Source organism: Chitinophaga sp. 9-1-y (genome assembly GCF_059511905.2).
In genome coordinates, this window is the sequence record NZ_CM197955.1 from 3,494,834 (window position 1) to 3,512,292 (window position 17,459).

The following is a 17,459-nucleotide window of genomic DNA, read 5'->3' on the forward strand; positions in this document are numbered from 1 at the left end:
CTGTTGTTAGAAATAATGAATCTGAGTGTCTTTCCAGTTGTTCATCAGCGTTACCAGCGCATCGTTGGCTTCAGCCAGGTTGGGTTGTCCTTTGGTGCAGAGCCGTTTTATCCATTCGTTGTACGCTGCTTCAAAGGCCAGCATATCCGTTCTACTCAACAGCACATAGCGTACGGAAAGATGTGCCGGCATTTCCCGGCGAAGGGTTTGCATAAATACTTCCAGGCGGTCGCTGTCCTGGAAACGATCAGCCCAATCCGGTAATGCAATGGTAATCCAGAAAGAGTATGGGTCGAGCAGACTGATATCGTCCGGGCAGGCAATCATGGGCATCAGCCATTGCGTGAAGGTAGTATTACGTGGCCGCAGGAGAATGTGTTCCAGCAGGTGGAAGCTATCATCGTTGCAATTGCCGGATGCCAGTTCCCGCAGGTATTCCAGCCGCTTGGCTGCGCCATCCCTACCTGGGGATGGTTCCAGCATCAGCGCATTTTTAACGGTACGGGAAGCAGGCGGCACATTGAGCCAGAAACCTACTACGTTATCATCTACAATATCATAGGCGCTGCTGTCTCCTGCCCTGTTGAGGAAATCGAGCCGGGCTTTTTTAGCCTGTTCAAAGCTCCTGAAGCGTTCAGTGCTTACCAGCAAACGTGCGCCAGTTGAGCCTTGTGGCCGGATATAGAATACATATTCTGTTTCCGCACTGGCATTACCCTGGTTATCTGTTTCCCCTACACCTACTTCAAACACGGGCTCACAGGTAATGGTGTGACGGGTAGCGTCCTGCATGCCTAATATGGCGCATACGCGTTTACGTACTCCTTCTACATTATCTGTTTTCCAGTAACGGAATTCATCTTTATCGAACTGGTATACAAACCCGCTGGCCCTTTTAGCACCCAATGCTGGTACCTGTTGCAGGAAGCGCTGCTTGTCGGCAATACTTTCTGTGAGGCCTTCATCTATTGCCCAGGCATCCCCGTCGGAAAGCGGCATTTCAATCCGGTACAATTGCAGGGCGTAGTCGGTGAACTGTTCTCCGAAACGGGCCAACATATGATCCAGCAAACGATCCTGGTAGAGTTGCTGATCGGTATCACTGCCGGAGGTGAGTTGTTGTAATGCCGTCACATACGCATTATGTTGATCTGCCTTAAAGGCGTCCCATTCAGGATCCGGATTCACTTTATTGAGTGTGGAATCCACCACCTGTGCACCTTTATAGTCCAGCAATATTTCTTTTATACCAGGGATGTTGTACAATGCCTGGTACATGGTAGTGGCATCACTTTTCACGGAAAAAAGCGTCTTCACAGCCGATAGTTGTGTCAGGTAATTTGCCAGCAACTGGTCATAAAAGAAGAGGTATCCTTTCAGTTGTTTGGCCTGCGCCTGGCGGAGGTCCGGTTGTTTTTTAGAAATACCGGTATTGCCGATTTTGTAGGTACGGGGGAAGTCTTCCTGTATACTGGTAAAATCGGTCAGGTCTGTCAGTATCCGTCCATCGGGTACAGGAAGGTCCTGTTGTTGCTGCCGGTTAATCTTGGTGGTGCTATCCGGATGTACGTCCAGGTATTCTTTAAGCCGGAGCATGTCTACCGGTACTTCTTTGTAATGGGCAACCACTGCAAAAGCCGAACAGTCGATGCTCAGGGCAGGAAGGCATTTACAATCCAGTGCCAGGCACCATTTTTCGGCGCTTGCATTGCTGTTATCATCGCTGCATAAATACATATTCAGCCGGTCGATCTGTACCACGCCTGTTATTGCGGCGATGAGCTGGTAGAGGTCAGAGCGGTAAACCGTTTGCCGGGGTTGTGCGGCCAGCAATTCGGCATCGTCGATAAAACCGTTTTGCAGCAGTGGTCCCTGGTATACCGGATCGGCGTTGTAATATTTTTTAGCCGCAATAAATACATCGTTGTAATAATCTGATACCGCCGTGTTATCCCATATGTTGGCGATGGCTGCCTGGAAAGCGGCATCACCGGTGATGCGTATGTTGAGCATGCTTTGCAGTGCGGTTACCAGTTCGTCTGGTAACTGTGCATTTTGCAGGGTGGCGATTACATCGTTGTCTATTTCAAACTGCGCGTAGCGGTTCATCATTTCTTCCAGGCTGTAGAAACGAATTACCGGCGACAGATAATGTTCTACGGCACGGTATACATTTGCCAGCACCGCCCATTTATCTGCGGCAGGATCCAATTCCAGTGCAAGGTCCAGTCCCATTCCCACAGTGTCGGCTATATGCACATCCGGGTGAATGTCTTCACTGAGATTGCGTACGCGGTGTAATCGTTTTTTAGCTTCTGCAATAATATCAGCTTCGTCACCTACATAATCTTCTTCCAGGCGAAGTGTGATGCTGTAAATACCTTGTGGTTGAAAGAGGTTGTATTCTGCGGGCTGATCTTTTGCGGGCAGTTCGCCGATGCGGAGGCTGCCGGAAAAATACAGGCATAACAAAGGATCAAAATAAAAGAATGCCTGCAAGTCAATGTTTTTATCTATCAACGCGATGAGCGGGCTCCAACCGGAGAATCCGGCCATGTCCCGGCGAAGCCTGTCGAATCTGCGTATCAAAGAAGCAAATTCCCGGTCCGGACGAAGATCGGGATCAACGGTGAGGAGGTAGCTTTCGAGGAAGAACAGTGATTCATCGTAGTAATTATCCACCATGTATAGCAGCATTACTTTCTTGAGATCATCTGATATATTATCTTTCACCAGCCGATCCAGCAGTTCTCCCCTGAATTTCTTTCTGGCAGCTTCTTTTTCTTTATCGCTCACGCAGCCATTCATGATGAGGAGTAAATTGGCATCAATGTTTCCCGGCCGCGGGAAGGAAACCGTTACCTTAAGCTGGTCTATATAAGGCTTCAGTTGTGCTACCGCATAGTTATCGAGGAATCCTTCTGCCCAGTAGAAGCGGACTTCAGGATCTTCCAGTTGTTGTACCCAGGCATTTTGCACACCGGGTATATCAATCAGTATTTTTCGTAGATCCAATGCCGTTACCGGTGCGCAGGGAAGTATTTGTGCCGCGGTATAAAATGAGTCGTTGTTGGGCGCTGCAAAGAGATCTGCAGATGGCATATTACTCCGGTAGCCCAGATCAGTAATGGCGTAGCAAAGTATTTCCAGGGTGGTGATGCCCGGATCATGCAGGTTGTAGTCTGTCCAGATATCCGAACCCAGATTTTCTATATGCCGGATCCCTTCTGTACGCAGCAGCTGCCAATCCATAGAAGCCGGATACACGGGGTTTTTAGGTATGACGAGAGAAGTACTCATACGTAAGTTTATTTTTTGGGCTTAGCAATTTGGATGGTGGTGAACTGTCCTGGCGTAAAGGCCAGGTCTATGGTCATCCCTGCCACCTGATTGTTTTGTATTACGGGTGTAATGCGATAGGCGTTATCAGTTGCGACACCTTTGGTAGCGTCTGCCGGAATTTTTCCAGTCAATGTCTTTACCTCCACCTCTTTATTCAACACTTTTATCATCGCATTCATGATGGCATCTGCATTGATAAGCCGTGGTTGCCAGGCTTTTGTCAGCGCGGCCTTCAGCGAAGCGGTGTCCGTTGGAGCCGGAGTCGGTGTAGGCGCAGGTGCGGGTGTTGGAGCCGGCGCTGGTACATTGCCATTTGCCTTGTTCTCCGCCGGAGGCACTACCTTTCCTCCGTCTACCAGTGTTGGTGGATGATCCTCTTCGCAGCTACCGCAGGCGCAGCGATCATGGTCTTTGATCACGTTAATATCATGATCGATGACATTAGGGTTATCTTCGTTCAGGCGATCCAGGTAGGTAGTCAGCACAGATGCTGCGGTGTAGGGTGTTATTACATCTACCTCACTCCATGCGAGCGTATCTTCGTATGCTTCGGCCATCTGCCGGGAAGAAAAATGTTTGATTTTAAGGTTTGTGACTACATCCACGTAGTCCAGGTTTTCGAGGAACTGCAACAGCCGGGTCCTGGAGATAGGTGTACCAAACAGCAACGGTTTCTTTCCGGTAGCCCAGGGCGACAAAAACAATTTCAGTGCTTCGTTGAGGGCTTTGGTATAGTACGGAATATCTTTCCCGGGATAAAAGCGCACACATACTCTAATCCTTACTGGTTCAAAGCGGGCATTGATCACATCGAGGCGGTCCACTTCTTCATCACAGCCGCAATCTTCGTTGCAGCAGCAAAACCCGGGGTCTCCGTAGCCACCCACGAAATAGCTGTTTCGTTGGGCCAGGAATTGTTTCATGGAAGTCAGTTCACCCGCTTCAAATATGGGGTAAAACATACGATTGCCCGTCATTTTATCCGGGAATGGAATAGCAGCCACTGTTACATGCCCCGGCCTTGCGGTGTAGATGCGACGGGAATGCGATAAACATTTCAGCACGGCTACTTCCGGGAAAGATTCCAGTAGTAACCTTTCGTAATCCCAGATGGTCACGGCGCGGTTTTTATGACGCAATCTTTCGTGTATCCGTGTGAGATAGCCATCGCGATCAGACTGTTCGGAGGTACGTCCGCCGAAAGAAGCGTAGGGTTGCGTAACGGATTTTACATTTACGTCCCTGAATTTCAGCGCGCTGATGGTTCCTGCCGGTATACCATTCACCAGGTGATCTTCGGTGTTCTGCTGGTCTGTAAACACGGATTCTGCGGCATTTACGTGTATATCAATGAGCATGGGGAGTGCATCCACCATCACATCGTCTTCCGGTATTTCAATAGCAGAAGCACGCAACCAGCAAAGGTCGGTACGTCCGTCTTTCCCTGTGATGGCCGTACTACCGGTTTTAATGTCTTCCGGAATCTGAAAGAGGATAATACCGGTTTGCTGCATCCCTAACGTGGTATCTTTCAGAATGTATTGGGGAGGTAATTCCACCCAGGTATCTGCCAGGTAAGACCAGGCAATATCCGGGGCATAATGGTCCGGGTTACCGGTACCAGGCGCCGTTTTGAAAAGCAGGGACAGTGTTTGGTTAGGGACCAGTTGCTCGAAGCCCAGGAACAGGTTGCCATTTGCCGGCGCAGGCCTTGGACGTGATCTGTCAAACAGCTCCGGTCCTATTGGTAATTGAGGCTCTGGCATCGTCAATACTGGCGCAGGACTAATTCCTTCACCAGATAAGTCTTCCCAGTTACCCAACGAATTGAATACACTGAAGTAGTGACGGGTAGCCAGTCTGCCATTGGCTTTGGGATTAATATTCTGGTCCGCCGTGATGGTCACGGGATTACTACGATAGGCAAACACCATCTTATCTGCATCCAGTACATAATAGTTATCACCGCCCCATGCAACGTCCATCCTAATCCAGCCACTTACTTTGCTGGTAGGGTCCAACGGGAATTTGGAAGAAGCAAGCAATGGTCCTTCTATTTCTGTATAGCCCACAATGCCAGGGCCACCGTTCTCTGGTATTGCCAGCCAATTGCCATTATACAGGAAAACTTTATTACCCAGACTTAATATATCGTTACCGGTATGCAGGATGTAAAAATATCCGGGGTCTTTAAAAAACAGTTCCTGCAATTTGATGAATACTTCTGAGGTATTCTTATCAATCACCAGTTGATTCCTGGACTCTACCTGTCCCTGTGGTGTTTCCCGGAAGAATACAGCGGTTTGACCGGGTTGCGTTGCCTCTCCCAGGAAGTCTGAAGGTGATTGCGCATATTGGGTCAGCTCTCCTACATATGTAAAAATCTCCGCCTGCCACACTGTTACATCATCCGTCTTTACTTCGGTGGTCTTAAAACGGATAAAGGGAGGCGTGTTTTCATCTATAGGTAGTACCGCTGGAAAATCAGGGTGCAGCCAGATCACGATCCGCTGTACCCATGACGTGCCTTCATCCTGGGGGGTGACAGCGCCGGCAACCAGTTTGGGAATTTCACTTCCACCACTGAAGGTATCTACCTTCAGTACCCTGTTGTACAACGTATATTGCGCATCCGGGCCTACATTGGCTTGTTTTGCGGCACTGATGGCTTCCCTGAATTCGTTCTGGATTTTACTCAACAAGTCATCCGGCATACCGGTGTGATTATAGGTATTACTTGTTCCAGAGATACTGGTGTCATAAAGGTTCAATTTTATCAACCCTTTCTCGGTGGCTATTTCCATCTGAAAATTCTCCAGTGCATCCACCACATTGCTACCATTGCAGGTAAATTCAATGGATACCATGCGGTCCAAACCATTCGCCAGCCATAGTTCTGTACTGCTTACACTAAATCCGGCGAAAGCCTGTAACTGTTGCAGCTTATGGGTGAGTTTCATTTGTTCTTTGACAACAGCTGCCGGGCGGGCGTCATAAAAATCGAACAGGCCCTGGATTTTTCTTTGCTGATACATCAGTCGGTTGTACACATCCTCTCCTGAAAGTGCGCGCCAGGCTTTAGTTCCGGCAGGCCATTCTTCTTCCAGTCCATCTTTTTTATCGGCTGCGGGTAAGGCATAAGCTGTTTTAACGGGTATACCGTTTTGCATCACTTCTTTCATGTACAGGTTCCTGCGCTCCACCAGTTTCACCGGGGAAATCACCAGTTCGTCTGTGAGTTCGTAGCTCATCGGGGCACCATTGCTGTCTACCCCACCTTTGAGTGCTGTACCTGCGATAATCAATGCTGGTGGTAACTTCAGCGCTAACTCAAATACTACATGTACTTTATCTGGTACCAGTTGCCTTTTTTCCAGTCGTAATACATCGTGGTAATAAAAGAGTAAATGTTTTTCCACCTGGCTGTTCAGTTCGTCCTGCAGGTGTTTGAACAGATATAGGAAAGTAATATAGAGCGTAATATGAGGTGCGTGGTTATGCCTGGAGCGGAGCGCACTCTGAAAAGCCTTTCTTACCTTTTCCAGGATAAGGGACAGGGCTTTGTAGAACTGTAGAAAAAGACTCCACAGTTCATCGATATACTCATATGGTAGTACGAAATCGATACATTCAAAGGCGGCTTTGTCTTTCAGTCCCCAGGGAGCTGCGCAGCCGTAGGTGCCAATAAACCCTTCATACAGTTTGATGGCATTGGGATCAATGGCTTTATGAAATTGTATGAGGCGATAAAGTGGCGCGGGAAGCATGCTGCTGATGATATTCAGTACATCCTGTTTCAGGGGATGTTCGGCCGGAATTTTCTGACAGATATGCAATACCAGGAGGGCGAGGCCATAGATACCAAATTCGGTACTTTTTATCATCTCTTCCAGGATAGCTGCTGCGGGCTCTTCTCCGGGTTTGGCCGTTCCCATGTCTTCCTGCTTTCTGCGGCGGCGATACATGATTTCTTTGGAGCGAAAAGCAGTACGTGGGCTGTCCAGGTCAGTGGCGGCCAGGATAGCCAGCAGGCTGGTGATATCTGATTCCCAGAAAGGAGACCAGTCGCCATCTTCCTGGTTATCGGGGCCCCAGTGGCGCACGTGTTCAGATAGTCCACCGGCAAAGGCGATAAGTTCTTCTATATTGCGATCGTCGAGCTTCAGCTGTTCAGGGATAAGGCTGATCAGTAGTCTGTCGCGTTGTTGCGTACCGCCATGTACCAAAGGATGGCGTAATGTGTTGCAGTGTAGTATCATAACTCCACGTTTGTTCCCTCTTGTTTATAAAATGGGTATACGATGCTGAATCTGTTGTTGGTGGTTCTCACTACGTAGTCCATCACTATTTCCAGGGTACCTTCCAGTTCAGTAGGGGTAATGGCGAGCGAAATAATTTTTATCCGCGCTTCGTATTTGGCTACATTTTTCCGGATGAGGTCTTCCAGGTAGCTGAGAAAAGTTACGTTCAGTGCGGAGAATACATAGTCTTCCGGGTTACAGCCATAGCCTGGTTGCAATACACGTTCCCGCACGCTGGTGCTGAATAAGATCCGTAGGCTCTGGTCAATATCTTCTTCATATTGTGCCATGGCTACGGTTCCGGTGGTGCGGTCGAACGCCGGTGGAAATGCCCATCCTTTTCCCAGGAAGGCTTTTTGTTCGTTTTGCGGATTTAAGAATAAGTATTCCATAGTCATGTTTTTATCCTCCGATGAATACATTGGGAGATCCTGTTTGAATCATGCCTCCCGGTTGATGGGTGGTTTCATCCATTTGTCGTGCGGCGGACTGGCCGCCGAAGAATACAGATGATGAGCCACTTTTGATCATATTGCCTGGCTCCACGCACATGCACATATCATTTTGCACTGCGGCGGCCAGCTGATTAATGAACACCCTGGCCGATCCCGTTGCTATCACTTGTCCGGGGCCGTGTATGGGAGTAAACGGTGTTACCGACAATGGTTTGGGGCAAAAGTGCACATCGGTGTTCCTTGCTGCTGGTTTTCCTGGCATAACAAATCAGTTTAAGTCGATGCGTGTTCCATTTATTTTTATGCCCTGCGCCGACAATTCGATGGAGGTACTGGCGTCCAGCGTAATGCTGATCTTCTGTCCACTGCCATCCAGTTCTATTTTAGGGCTGTTGCTATCGCCGGCGCTGAGCAGAATTTTCTTGTTGTCGTCGTCAAAAATGAATTGCATGCCGCCTTTGGCGATAAAGCCTTTCAAGGAGTTCTGGTCGCTGGCGGGCAATTCCTGTGGGGCTACATTTTTATCACTATGCACGGCGCCTAACACCACGGCATCGTTGGGATCATTATTGATAAATCCTACGATGACTTCATCACCAATTTCAGGGCGGAAAATAAATCCGCGTTTATCGCCGGCGTAGATGTTGACCAGCCTGGCCCAGATACCTTCTGCGTTGGTGCTGTTGGGATTTTGTGCTACAAAAGGGATGCGTACCTGTATGCGGTAATCACCACTACGGCTGTCGCCTTCTATTTTGGATACAATGCCAGCGTGCAGTCCGCGGATTCCGCTCACTAATCCTGCTGCATCTGGTGGGGCGGGCGTGATACTATCTGCTGCAAAATTTTTATTCCATCCAAATTGTATATCTGTTTTCCAGGTGCCGTTGATGACCTGGTGTAATATGCCGGTAATGAGATGGGTACCGTTAAACCTGTCTCCTACTCCGTTTACCTGCAGGGTGTCGCCGGGTTCTACTTTAATGCCATTGATAGCGGCGCGGCCCTTTACATGTGACAGGGTGCCCCGTTGTTGTTTGGCATTGGCCCAGGCGCTGAGTTCCTGGGTATCCATGTCGCCACCGTGGTAGAGTTGTACCGGGTTATCTTTGTATAGTACGTCGGGGAAGTCGCGTTGTGCAGCCCCGCCTGTCAGTGCACTGGTAGCGGAAGATAGCAATCCGCCTGCGCCGCTGCTGTTGGCACCGGCATCTTCTTCCATTACCTCTTGTTTGGTATAGTCCCAGGTGCTTCCTTTTACAGAGGGGTAATGATCCCGTGCATCCAGTTCGGATTCAAATTCCAGGATGGGAATCCCCTGGCTGCCGATACCAAATTGCACCTGCAAATCGGGTGTTGATTTAATCGTGGGTTTCTTCATATGCAGGGTGCCTTCAGATGCCAACAAGCAAAGCCCGTTGGCATCTGCGCGCAACAGCATGAAGTCCCAGTCGGTTACATTGTATTGTACCAGTTCTTTATGGGTGTACCCGGGACTTTCCATCGTACCGGCGCTTACATCCGGGTAGTTGTTCAGGATGTCCTGTACCAGGTCTTTATCAGATACGTTGTAGAAGTAGCGACTTTTACGGGCAACGGTTGTTTTCACCGCCGCGTCGCGGCATTCTATCTCCATCCGGAAATAGCGGTCCTGCTGGACTTTCACGGCATGCCGGATAATAATGCCTTTAAAAACAGTTTCTTCTTTTTGTTCATATCCCAACAGGATTTCCACTGTTTTACCCGGAGAAAAGAGGTCCTGGTTACTTTTGGTGAATTCCTGTTTTTCCACGGAGCCATCGGCAAATACCAGCCGGGCCCAGGGGATGCGGTTTAATTCCAGCCCGATGGAAAGGGATATCAGGCCACCAGGGGACATTGTCACTTCTTTGCCGTCGGCCCTAACGGTAACGGCTACGTTGTGTGTCTCCCTGTTTTGCGTTTCCGCTGTTTGTGGCAGGATCATTTTTTCGTGGTTTTATCGATGGGTGGAAGAATCAGCTGGGTACCGGGTTGCAGGTTCCTGAAGTTGGTGAGCTGATTGGCTTTGGCTACTTCCAGGTAATATTTTTCATCATCATATACATCGTCGCAGATACGCAGGATGTTCTCCCCCGCCACCACCAAATGGTGGCGACTCAGGTCCGGTGATAGCAACGACAACAATGCCATGCTGTCTTTAAACGGCGTATATGCTTTTATTTTCAGCGTTATTTCCGCGCGGAGAGGAATGCCATCGGGACTAAAAAGATTGTAGTTGATATCCATATTCAGGAGTAGTCCCATGAATACGAGCTTGCCATATTGTACCAGCAAAAAGGGGGTGCGATGGCTTTCATCTTTGAAGTCGTATACAGCGGCCTGCAGTTGTGCAACCCGTATTGGCACATAGGCGCCCTGTGCATCTGCCGGCAGTTGGTTCATCACGCTGCCGATGAGGTCTGCCGAAGGCATGGTGCTTTGTGCCACCACGCCGGTACCATCCAATATAAAGCGGAGTTCCAGTTCTTCCGGGTTCACTTTATCGAATTGCAGTTCAGTGCCCGGTGTACCTTTGGTATCCGGTTCATTGTACTTGATACTAAAGCTTCTGCTGATCGATTCCGGGTTGATCTGTACCTCGAATATTTTAGTGGTGAGGGTAGCAGCAATGGAACTGGCATCCAGGCTACCCAGGCCACCCAGTCCGCCTTTGCCGGAGGTATCAGGTCCGGGCAGGGAAACGATGCGTAGTTTGCTAATTGAACCGTCCATGTCAGCGATCTTTTTGTCGTTCTAAAATCTCCATCACCTGTTGCACAGCTTCTTCGATGATGCGTACCTTCACTTCTTCGGAGATGCCTGCCTGTGGAACTGATGCCGGGTTAGCGGCCGTGTTTTGATTAGTGGCCGTTACATTGGCTTTCACCACCAGTTCCCTGATAATAATGGGCATGATGAAAATGATTTAAGAAGATTTGGTGAAATAATTATAGTTGATCTGTATTGTTTCCACGGCGATGTCACTGTTCACCGCATTAAACCCGGTGATTTCCCATTTAGTGGGAAAAGCATTTACCAGGTGCCAGGCCATGAGCGGCTTAGGACTACCTTGCGTGCCGCCTTCCACATCGAGCAGAAATATGTGCAGGTTTTTGGGTGAAAAGCTGAAGTCTTCGATCGCTTTACGACACCACTCTACCAAGGGAGAGCTTACCTTCAGTCCCCGTTTCAGCACCAGCGGTTCTGCCCGTGCAGGCAATGGCAGCTGGTGGGTAAATCGGTTTTCCCCCGCTTCCTTGACGGATTGTGTTTCCATGCTCATGGAAAGCCCCGACAGCTCCTGGAATTCCGAATCGCTGTCGGGCATACCATCAATGACTACTTTGAAGTAAAAGCCTACGGGGGGATAACTATTTCCAATTACCGGCATACGATTTATTTATATTCTACTGACAAATCTTCAATGGCCAGTTCCAGTGTTTCTACGGCTACTTCGTTAGCATCCGCTTTCATATCGGTGAAGGCCACTTTCACAGGGAATGCGTTGGTCAGTGTCCAGGCAACTACCGGGTTACCTTCTTCATCGTTGAGGGTAATCACAATGTTTTTGCGGTAGTTTACTCTTTTGCGCACGGAACCTGCTTTACCGCCATCGCCGATCCAGCTGTAGAAATCTGCATTTGCATCTTTGAAGCCCTGGATCAGGCCTTTTTTCAGGGTAACGTTAGCAAACTTCCGCAATCCCGGCAGTTTGATTTTCGAGAAATTGGGGTCATTACCGGTGCGATATTCTATCAGGTCTACCTGGTAATCCAGTCCGCTCACTTCCGTGAAGCCGATCTGGTCAGCACTATTAAATTCCTGTTCCGGGCGTGATACCTTGAAATAGAATTTGGGGAAAGGATAACTCTTTGCCATTTGCTATAAAAGTTTAAATGCTTTTAAAAATCAGGATTAGGATTCTGCCAGTTCGAACTTATGCTCGTACTGTAACACAATGAACTCTGCTGGTCTTGCTACTGCCACTTTAATAAAGATGCGCATGATACCATTGAGCACATCGTCATCGCTCATAGATTCCGGAGCGCTGCAAATCACTGCGTAGGCATCGTCGGGCGTATTGCCATAGAGGCCACCTGCTTTCCAGAGTCGGTTGAGGAAGCTTTTGATCATGGCGCGTACCTTGATCCAGGTTTGTTCGTTGTTAGGGGCAAATACAAAATCCTGCATGGCGAGTGCTACAGAATCTTCTATAAAGCAAAACGTGCGGCGCACATTTACATATCTCCATTCGAGGTCGTTGCCGGCCAGTGTTCTGGCGCCGTATACCAACAAACCACGACCGGGGTATGTGCGGATCGCATTGATTGCTTTTCCATTAGAAGGAGCATTCAGGTTGGCATGGAGGTCGTCATCAATATCCAATGCCGGCTGTATGCCACCGAAAACGCTGACGTTGGCAGGCGCCTGCCATACACCGGCGGTAGCATCGGTGCGCACATAGATGCCCGCGATAGCGCCGCAAGGTGGTAATGTTACCGCTAAATTTGAAATAGCGTCTTTGATTTTACCGTAGATGAGATTATTCACGTCTTTGATCACATCCATGGTGAAGTTGGTGAGCGGAATACTTACCCCGTTACCCAGTGCCTTTACCGCCGATTTCAGTGTAGCGAGTGTAGAAGTGACCAGGTTTTGTGCGTTGGTAGCAGCCGTATTGGCCAGCCCCAGTGCAGTATCTGTGTCGGTCAATGCTTTCGCCAATATGGTTTGAGGAGCAGGGCTGGGTTTATCTAACTCTGTGGCTACATCTGCGGGTATGGCCACGCCGGAATCAGCTGATATTTTCAGCAGTTGTACCAGCATATCCGCATCTTTGGCGCCGGGAGTTGCCTGTACCCATGCATCCAGAGCTGTTTTAAGATAAGTGAGCGCTTTCTTCTCTGCCTTCAGGCCATCTACTTTTGCTACGGCTGCAGGCAGTGCTGCGTTGGCATCCAGGTAAGCTTTGGCTTTGGCTTTGAGATCGGCTACAGTGTTTGCATCGCCAGGTATAGATTGTATGTGGGAAGTTACTGCTACCCCGGATTCTGCATAGTTATAGCTGAAGATGGTTTTAATGTAGGGATAATACGTCATCCCGTATTTTTTGAATTCGATATCAGATGGCATCCTGGTCTGGAAGCCATTTTCAATGGCATCGATGCTATCGCCGTTTTTGTCGTGCAAATCGATGATCGTTACCCGGTCTTTCATTTTGCTGCAATGTTGCAGGGCGGTGGTGATGACGCCGGACTGGTATTGATCTTCCGACAGCGAGGTACCGTCAGGGAAAACAAGCATCGTTACTTCCTGTACTTTTGTTAAACTGGCAATGGCCGTTTTAATAGCGTTTGCATCTGGGTCTGTATCAAATCCGCCAACAGAAAGGATATAGCAGGGGCCTCCACCGTTTGCATAATAAAACAACAGGGAGTGATACATTTTGTATTTGAAGTCTGTTGGCGCGGCTACTGTTACATCGGGGGTACCGGTGCTTTCATCGATGGTTACTTCGAGGTGTTGTAGCGGCGCGGTGCCGAACAAATCTTCATACTCTTTCATCGACTTAATCCTGGTGGGTTTTCCACTCAGGCTCACCCCTTTCTTATCTGCTTTCTGGGTGTTGCCAATGAAAACGGGTACGGCGCTGGGGACCACGCCCACCGTTGGGGGAAGCGTAGAAATTTCCTGGGTGTAGACGCCAGGCATTCTTAAATCTAGCAAAGCTGCCATGTTATTTGCTTTTAGAGTTTATAAATGATAGTTGTATTTTTCATGCTTCTGTCGGGAATAGCAATAGGACCTATTGCTATTCCAGGATCTTTGTTCAGTTTTACCACAGGCTGTTCTCCATCTGCCAACACAATTGGGACAAGCGATTCAAAGAGGTAGACTTCTTTTATTTTCCCATCTGCTTTAAGGCCATCGATGTATGTTTTTTCTGTGGGAGAAGGCGGGCGTTTTTGAATCACTACATTCGTTGGATAGCGGGAACTATTTGATGCGCTGTAGGCAATGGTGAGTTTAGTAGGATCTACCTGTGCACCACCTCTATCCACTGGTTCTACGAGATAATACTGCCATTTGGAGGCGCGGGCGCCCAGGGTCAGCGTAAATACCTGGTTGTTATCTCCTGGTTTTAGCTGGAGATGTAATACTGCCCAGTTATTGTTTTGTTGCATGAGTTCATCGCTCAATACCATTTTTGCGGTAGCTGTTCCGCCGCCTGTCAGTTTTTTTTCGAGGAGATAAAGACCGGGATCTGCTGCCACAATTTTCACGGCGCCGCTGTTTTTTTCTACGGCGTTGGTGCTCACGGTTATCCAACCAGAAGGCGTAGCAGCCGGACGTTTCAGCGTTACGCTATCTACGGTGCCTGCCGGAAAGTTCAGCATCGTTTGCTGACCGGCCATATCCGGCAATTCATTGGTAGCGGATAGTAGTAGCTGTTGTTGGTAGGTACCATCTTCTTTCAGATTGGAAAACCAGTAACGGCCTTTACCAAAGCTTTGTGTAATATTGAGGAGGTCTGTTTTGATCTGTATGCCGAAATACAAGTCTACGACTGTATCCAGCTGTATGAAGGGATCTCCGGCCTCATCAAGTTTCAAATATATTTTCAGGTTACCATCTGACTGCCGGAATTTCATCCCGTATGCATCCATTACTGCCAGTGCAGATGGTGTGGGGATAAACAGGGCGTCCGTTGCATGTGCATTGCTATAGAATGCATGCTTTATTTCAAGGGAAACCAGTGGGGTATATTTAAAATGTAACATCAGTTAAACAGTTTCATCGCCATGGATATCTGTAATCAGTGAGCCATTTACAGGTGGCGCCTGCTGGAACATTAATACGCGTGCTTTATAGATCACAGAGGGCAGGTATCTGCCTCCCATTACCGTCCAGAGGTTGTTGAGATTTTCGAAGCCGAGGTTATGTAAATTGATGACTGCTTCCTGCTCGTCGCCATCAACGGTAATACTCAGCCGGCGGTTCGATTGAAAACAGCTGATCACCTGGCTGATGGCCTGCATGCTGGTAACGTAAGAATCGTATTTTGCAGATAGCAGCAGGTAAGCATTAATATATACCGCGCTTTTTTCTTTGACGAAACTGGTACCCACTTCCCGGAGCGGATAATTATTTCTCAGCGCATTTTCTTCTTCCACCGATACCAGTGTCAGGATTACTTTGTCGTGAAACCCTTCTTCTCCGCCGCCTTCGGCGTTTTTATCGTGAATAGACACGTCTCCGATCATGCACTCAAATAAATCGCCGGGGCCACCTTTTGATCGCAGACTAAAATAGAGATTCAGCTTTGCTACCATCTCTGCAAGCAATAGATCAATCATAAAATATGTTGATTTTAGGGCAACAAAATTCCGTTAGCACGTATATGTCAAATAGGGCGACACACCACGCACAGGCATCATGAAGACTTGCGAAACTGTATAGTCAGACTATACGGTTCACAACCGAGAACCACAGTGAATAGTAGCTGCAACGCGGCAAAGCGGCAAACACTTCAGCTGTGAAAAATGACCTCTTCCGAAGTTCATAACATCAACGTGACCATTTTGTGATTTTTTTTGGGAGTTACACTTACAATTCTAAATCCGATACTTTGGGGTTTTGGGGCATCGATTATTTCCAGACATGAAACTAGACAAAATAAATTAAAATACAAAATCCATTAAATAAACTTTCCTTATTGCAAACGTTGTAAGTCAGGATTCCTTTTTACGCCAACCGATGCAGAATGCGCTATCATAGCGGTTATCATCTCCCGATAAAAAACAAAAAAACAGCAACAGGGAAAAGTACGCAACAGCCAAATTGCGGGAATACCCTCATCCATTTACTGCAGCACTTTCAAAATGCGGCCTATTTCATCGATACTATTTCATGTAATGTAGTCGTCAGCTCTATATCCGACTCCGGAATTTTTTGAATAACCCCGTTACGGATGATCATATGTGTGGGAAAGGTGCTGATTTTCATATCTCCCAAAACAAACTGCTCTGGTACAGGAATAGTAGCATAAAGGAAGCGTGTTTGCTTAAGGAAGTTGCGCAGCTTTTCCCTGGAGTCAAATGCCATACTTAAAAAAAGTACGTCTTTATGATTGCGGTATTTTTCCACCAATTCATTTAACGCGGGCATTTCGGCTACGCAGGCGGCGCAATGCACGAACCAAAATTTGAGGTCAACTATTTTATCTTTTAATGTGGCGTTGTTATAGACAACACCATTGACGTCTGTAAAATTAAAAACCGGCAATGGCTCTCCTTCTCTCTTATAATGTTGCCAATAAACGTTCCCGTAATACGAGATAACGCTCCTGGTGCTACTGCTCGTGAAATCCGGCAACTTATACAACTGGTAGCTGTTGCTGTCTTTATCGGACCATACCTTCAACGGCAGGTAGTCGCCACTACTAAATGCCCGCAGGAAAGCCTCCCGGGTGATGGGATGCCCGGCAGTATCCAAAGGCGTGAAATTAGCCGCGAGGTTCAGCACATTTTGTTTGTAACTCATAAAGCCATCTGCCAGGATTTTCTCCGGCGGCACAATAGCGTCACCTGCCTTTGCATGTTTTACAGGAGATTTGCAAGACAGCACCGTGCAGGCGCACAGTAATAATAAGGGTACCAACCCGCGGCGGGAATATAACGTGGTCATTGTTCATGTTATTTAAATGAAAAATACGACAATACTTCAATCTCACAATATCCTACCTTTGTTATTTACTCATCACATATGCCTGTTCAAGCACTCATTGACTACTTTAATACCATTACACCACTATCCCCTGCTTCGCAGGCAGCACTCAAACAGTGCCTGTACCTGGAACATTATCCCAGGAAAACAATCATACAACATCAACACCGGCCGGCACAATATATTTTCCTTGTACATACAGGACTGGTGCGGAGTTACTATACGCATAATGGTAAAGAAATCACTGCTTCTTTTGGCACACCGAGATGTGTTGTGTGTGCAATGAGCAGCCTGCTATCGCATGAACCGGCCTTTTATGGCATTGAAACACTGGAAGACAGTGAGCTTTTCTTCATAGAATTTGCTGCGCTGGAAGCCTTATATGATGCCCATCATGAGCTGGAAAGATTAGGCAGAATAATGATCACTCAATATTATCTTGACCAGGAAAAAGAGCTGAAGGCCATCCGTTTTCAGTCGTCCGAACAACGTTATCAAACCTTGCTCAACACCCAACCAGCACTGTTACAACGTGCACCGCTTGGTTATGTGGCCTCTTACCTGGGTATCACACCCGAAACGCTCAGCCGGCTGCGGGGCAGGTATTAGTGAT

Annotated in this window: 14 protein-coding genes; 1 reads left to right on the forward strand and 13 read right to left on the reverse strand. The window is 48.0% G+C overall.

The window, feature by feature from the left end:
• Positions 1–6: 6 nt before the first annotated feature.
• The 13 genes from AC5ZC7_RS13895 to AC5ZC7_RS13955 all read right to left on the reverse strand — a co-directional run bounded on the left by AC5ZC7_RS13895 (position 7) and on the right by AC5ZC7_RS13955 (position 16,807).
• The gene (locus tag AC5ZC7_RS13895; protein ID WP_496161914.1) at positions 7–3,300 is read right to left on the reverse strand and encodes a hypothetical protein; all 3,294 of its coding nucleotides are present in this window, start codon (positions 3,298–3,300) and stop codon (positions 7–9) included.
• An 8-nt stretch (positions 3,301–3,308) separates the two neighbouring features.
• Entirely contained in the window at positions 3,309–7,601 is a 4,293-nt protein-coding gene (locus AC5ZC7_RS13900) for a baseplate J/gp47 family protein (RefSeq protein WP_496161915.1), read from the reverse strand.
• Positions 7,598–8,035, reverse strand: coding sequence for a gp25 family contractile injection system sheath assembly initiator (locus AC5ZC7_RS13905; RefSeq protein ID WP_496161916.1), 438 nt, complete (start codon positions 8,033–8,035; stop codon positions 7,598–7,600). The genes AC5ZC7_RS13900 and AC5ZC7_RS13905 overlap by 4 nt, the downstream gene beginning before the upstream one ends.
• A gap of 10 nt (positions 8,036–8,045) precedes the next feature.
• Entirely contained in the window at positions 8,046–8,360 is a 315-nt protein-coding gene (locus AC5ZC7_RS13910; protein ID WP_496161917.1) for a PAAR domain-containing contractile injection system baseplate protein, read from the reverse strand.
• 6 nt (positions 8,361–8,366) lie between these two features.
• A complete protein-coding gene (vgrG, locus tag AC5ZC7_RS13915; protein WP_496161918.1) occupies positions 8,367–10,064 on the reverse strand; it encodes a type VI secretion system tip protein VgrG in 1,698 nt (565 codons plus the stop codon).
• Entirely contained in the window at positions 10,061–10,852 is a 792-nt protein-coding gene (locus tag AC5ZC7_RS13920) for a CIS tube protein (RefSeq protein WP_496161919.1), read from the reverse strand. Before AC5ZC7_RS13920 ends, vgrG begins: the two co-directional genes overlap by 4 nt.
• Position 10,853: 1 nt before the next feature.
• A complete protein-coding gene (locus AC5ZC7_RS13925) occupies positions 10,854–11,033 on the reverse strand; it encodes a DUF5908 family protein (protein WP_496161920.1) in 180 nt (59 codons plus the stop codon).
• A 12-nt stretch (positions 11,034–11,045) separates the two neighbouring features.
• Entirely contained in the window at positions 11,046–11,510 is a 465-nt protein-coding gene (locus tag AC5ZC7_RS13930; RefSeq protein WP_496161921.1) for a contractile injection system inner tube protein, read from the reverse strand.
• Positions 11,511–11,515: 5 nt separating this feature from the next.
• Entirely contained in the window at positions 11,516–11,998 is a 483-nt protein-coding gene (locus AC5ZC7_RS13935) for a contractile injection system inner tube protein (protein ID WP_496161922.1), read from the reverse strand.
• 36 nt (positions 11,999–12,034) lie between these two features.
• Positions 12,035–13,855 (reverse strand): phage tail sheath C-terminal domain-containing protein, encoded by a 1,821-nt coding sequence (locus AC5ZC7_RS13940; protein WP_496161923.1) that lies wholly within the window; start codon positions 13,853–13,855, stop codon positions 12,035–12,037.
• 11 nt (positions 13,856–13,866) lie between these two features.
• Complete coding sequence (locus tag AC5ZC7_RS13945; protein WP_496161924.1) at positions 13,867–14,901, reverse strand: hypothetical protein; 1,035 nt, start codon at positions 14,899–14,901, stop codon at positions 13,867–13,869.
• Between the two features lie 3 nt (positions 14,902–14,904).
• Complete coding sequence (locus tag AC5ZC7_RS13950) at positions 14,905–15,477, reverse strand: contractile injection system cap protein (RefSeq protein WP_496161925.1); 573 nt, start codon at positions 15,475–15,477, stop codon at positions 14,905–14,907.
• A 532-nt stretch (positions 15,478–16,009) separates the two neighbouring features.
• Positions 16,010–16,807 (reverse strand): redoxin domain-containing protein, encoded by a 798-nt coding sequence (locus AC5ZC7_RS13955; protein ID WP_496161926.1) that lies wholly within the window; start codon positions 16,805–16,807, stop codon positions 16,010–16,012.
• Between the two features lie 78 nt (positions 16,808–16,885).
• Between AC5ZC7_RS13955 and AC5ZC7_RS13960 the strand changes: the two genes are divergently transcribed.
• Positions 16,886–17,455 carry a cyclic nucleotide-binding domain-containing protein gene (locus tag AC5ZC7_RS13960; protein WP_496161927.1) on the forward strand — a complete coding sequence of 190 codons (570 nt, stop codon included), beginning with the start codon at positions 16,886–16,888 and terminating at the stop codon, positions 17,453–17,455.
• Positions 17,456–17,459: the final 4 nt, after the last annotated feature.

What these genes read in the sequence shown, in the direction of transcription:
- AC5ZC7_RS13895 (WP_496161914.1), bottom strand. Translation starts at nt 3,300, where the DNA reads ATGAGTACTTCTCTCGTCATACCTAAAAACCCCGTGTATCCGGCTTCT.
- AC5ZC7_RS13900 (WP_496161915.1), bottom strand. Translation starts at nt 7,601, where the DNA reads ATGATACTACACTGCAACACATTACGCCATCCTTTGGTACATGGCGGT.
- AC5ZC7_RS13905 (WP_496161916.1), bottom strand. Translation starts at nt 8,035, where the DNA reads ATGGAATACTTATTCTTAAATCCGCAAAACGAACAAAAAGCCTTCCTG.
- AC5ZC7_RS13910 (WP_496161917.1), bottom strand. Translation starts at nt 8,360, where the DNA reads ATGCCAGGAAAACCAGCAGCAAGGAACACCGATGTGCACTTTTGCCCC.
- vgrG (WP_496161918.1), bottom strand. Translation starts at nt 10,064, where the DNA reads ATGATCCTGCCACAAACAGCGGAAACGCAAAACAGGGAGACACACAAC.
- AC5ZC7_RS13920 (WP_496161919.1), bottom strand. Translation starts at nt 10,852, where the DNA reads ATGGACGGTTCAATTAGCAAACTACGCATCGTTTCCCTGCCCGGACCT.
- AC5ZC7_RS13925 (WP_496161920.1), bottom strand. Translation starts at nt 11,033, where the DNA reads ATGCCCATTATTATCAGGGAACTGGTGGTGAAAGCCAATGTAACGGCC.
- AC5ZC7_RS13930 (WP_496161921.1), bottom strand. Translation starts at nt 11,510, where the DNA reads ATGCCGGTAATTGGAAATAGTTATCCCCCCGTAGGCTTTTACTTCAAA.
- AC5ZC7_RS13935 (WP_496161922.1), bottom strand. Translation starts at nt 11,998, where the DNA reads ATGGCAAAGAGTTATCCTTTCCCCAAATTCTATTTCAAGGTATCACGC.
- AC5ZC7_RS13940 (WP_496161923.1), bottom strand. Translation starts at nt 13,855, where the DNA reads ATGGCAGCTTTGCTAGATTTAAGAATGCCTGGCGTCTACACCCAGGAA.
- AC5ZC7_RS13945 (WP_496161924.1), bottom strand. Translation starts at nt 14,901, where the DNA reads ATGTTACATTTTAAATATACCCCACTGGTTTCCCTTGAAATAAAGCAT.
- AC5ZC7_RS13950 (WP_496161925.1), bottom strand. Translation starts at nt 15,477, where the DNA reads ATGATTGATCTATTGCTTGCAGAGATGGTAGCAAAGCTGAATCTCTAT.
- AC5ZC7_RS13955 (WP_496161926.1), bottom strand. Translation starts at nt 16,807, where the DNA reads ATGACCACGTTATATTCCCGCCGCGGGTTGGTACCCTTATTATTACTG.
- AC5ZC7_RS13960 (WP_496161927.1), top strand. Translation starts at nt 16,886, where the DNA reads ATGCCTGTTCAAGCACTCATTGACTACTTTAATACCATTACACCACTA.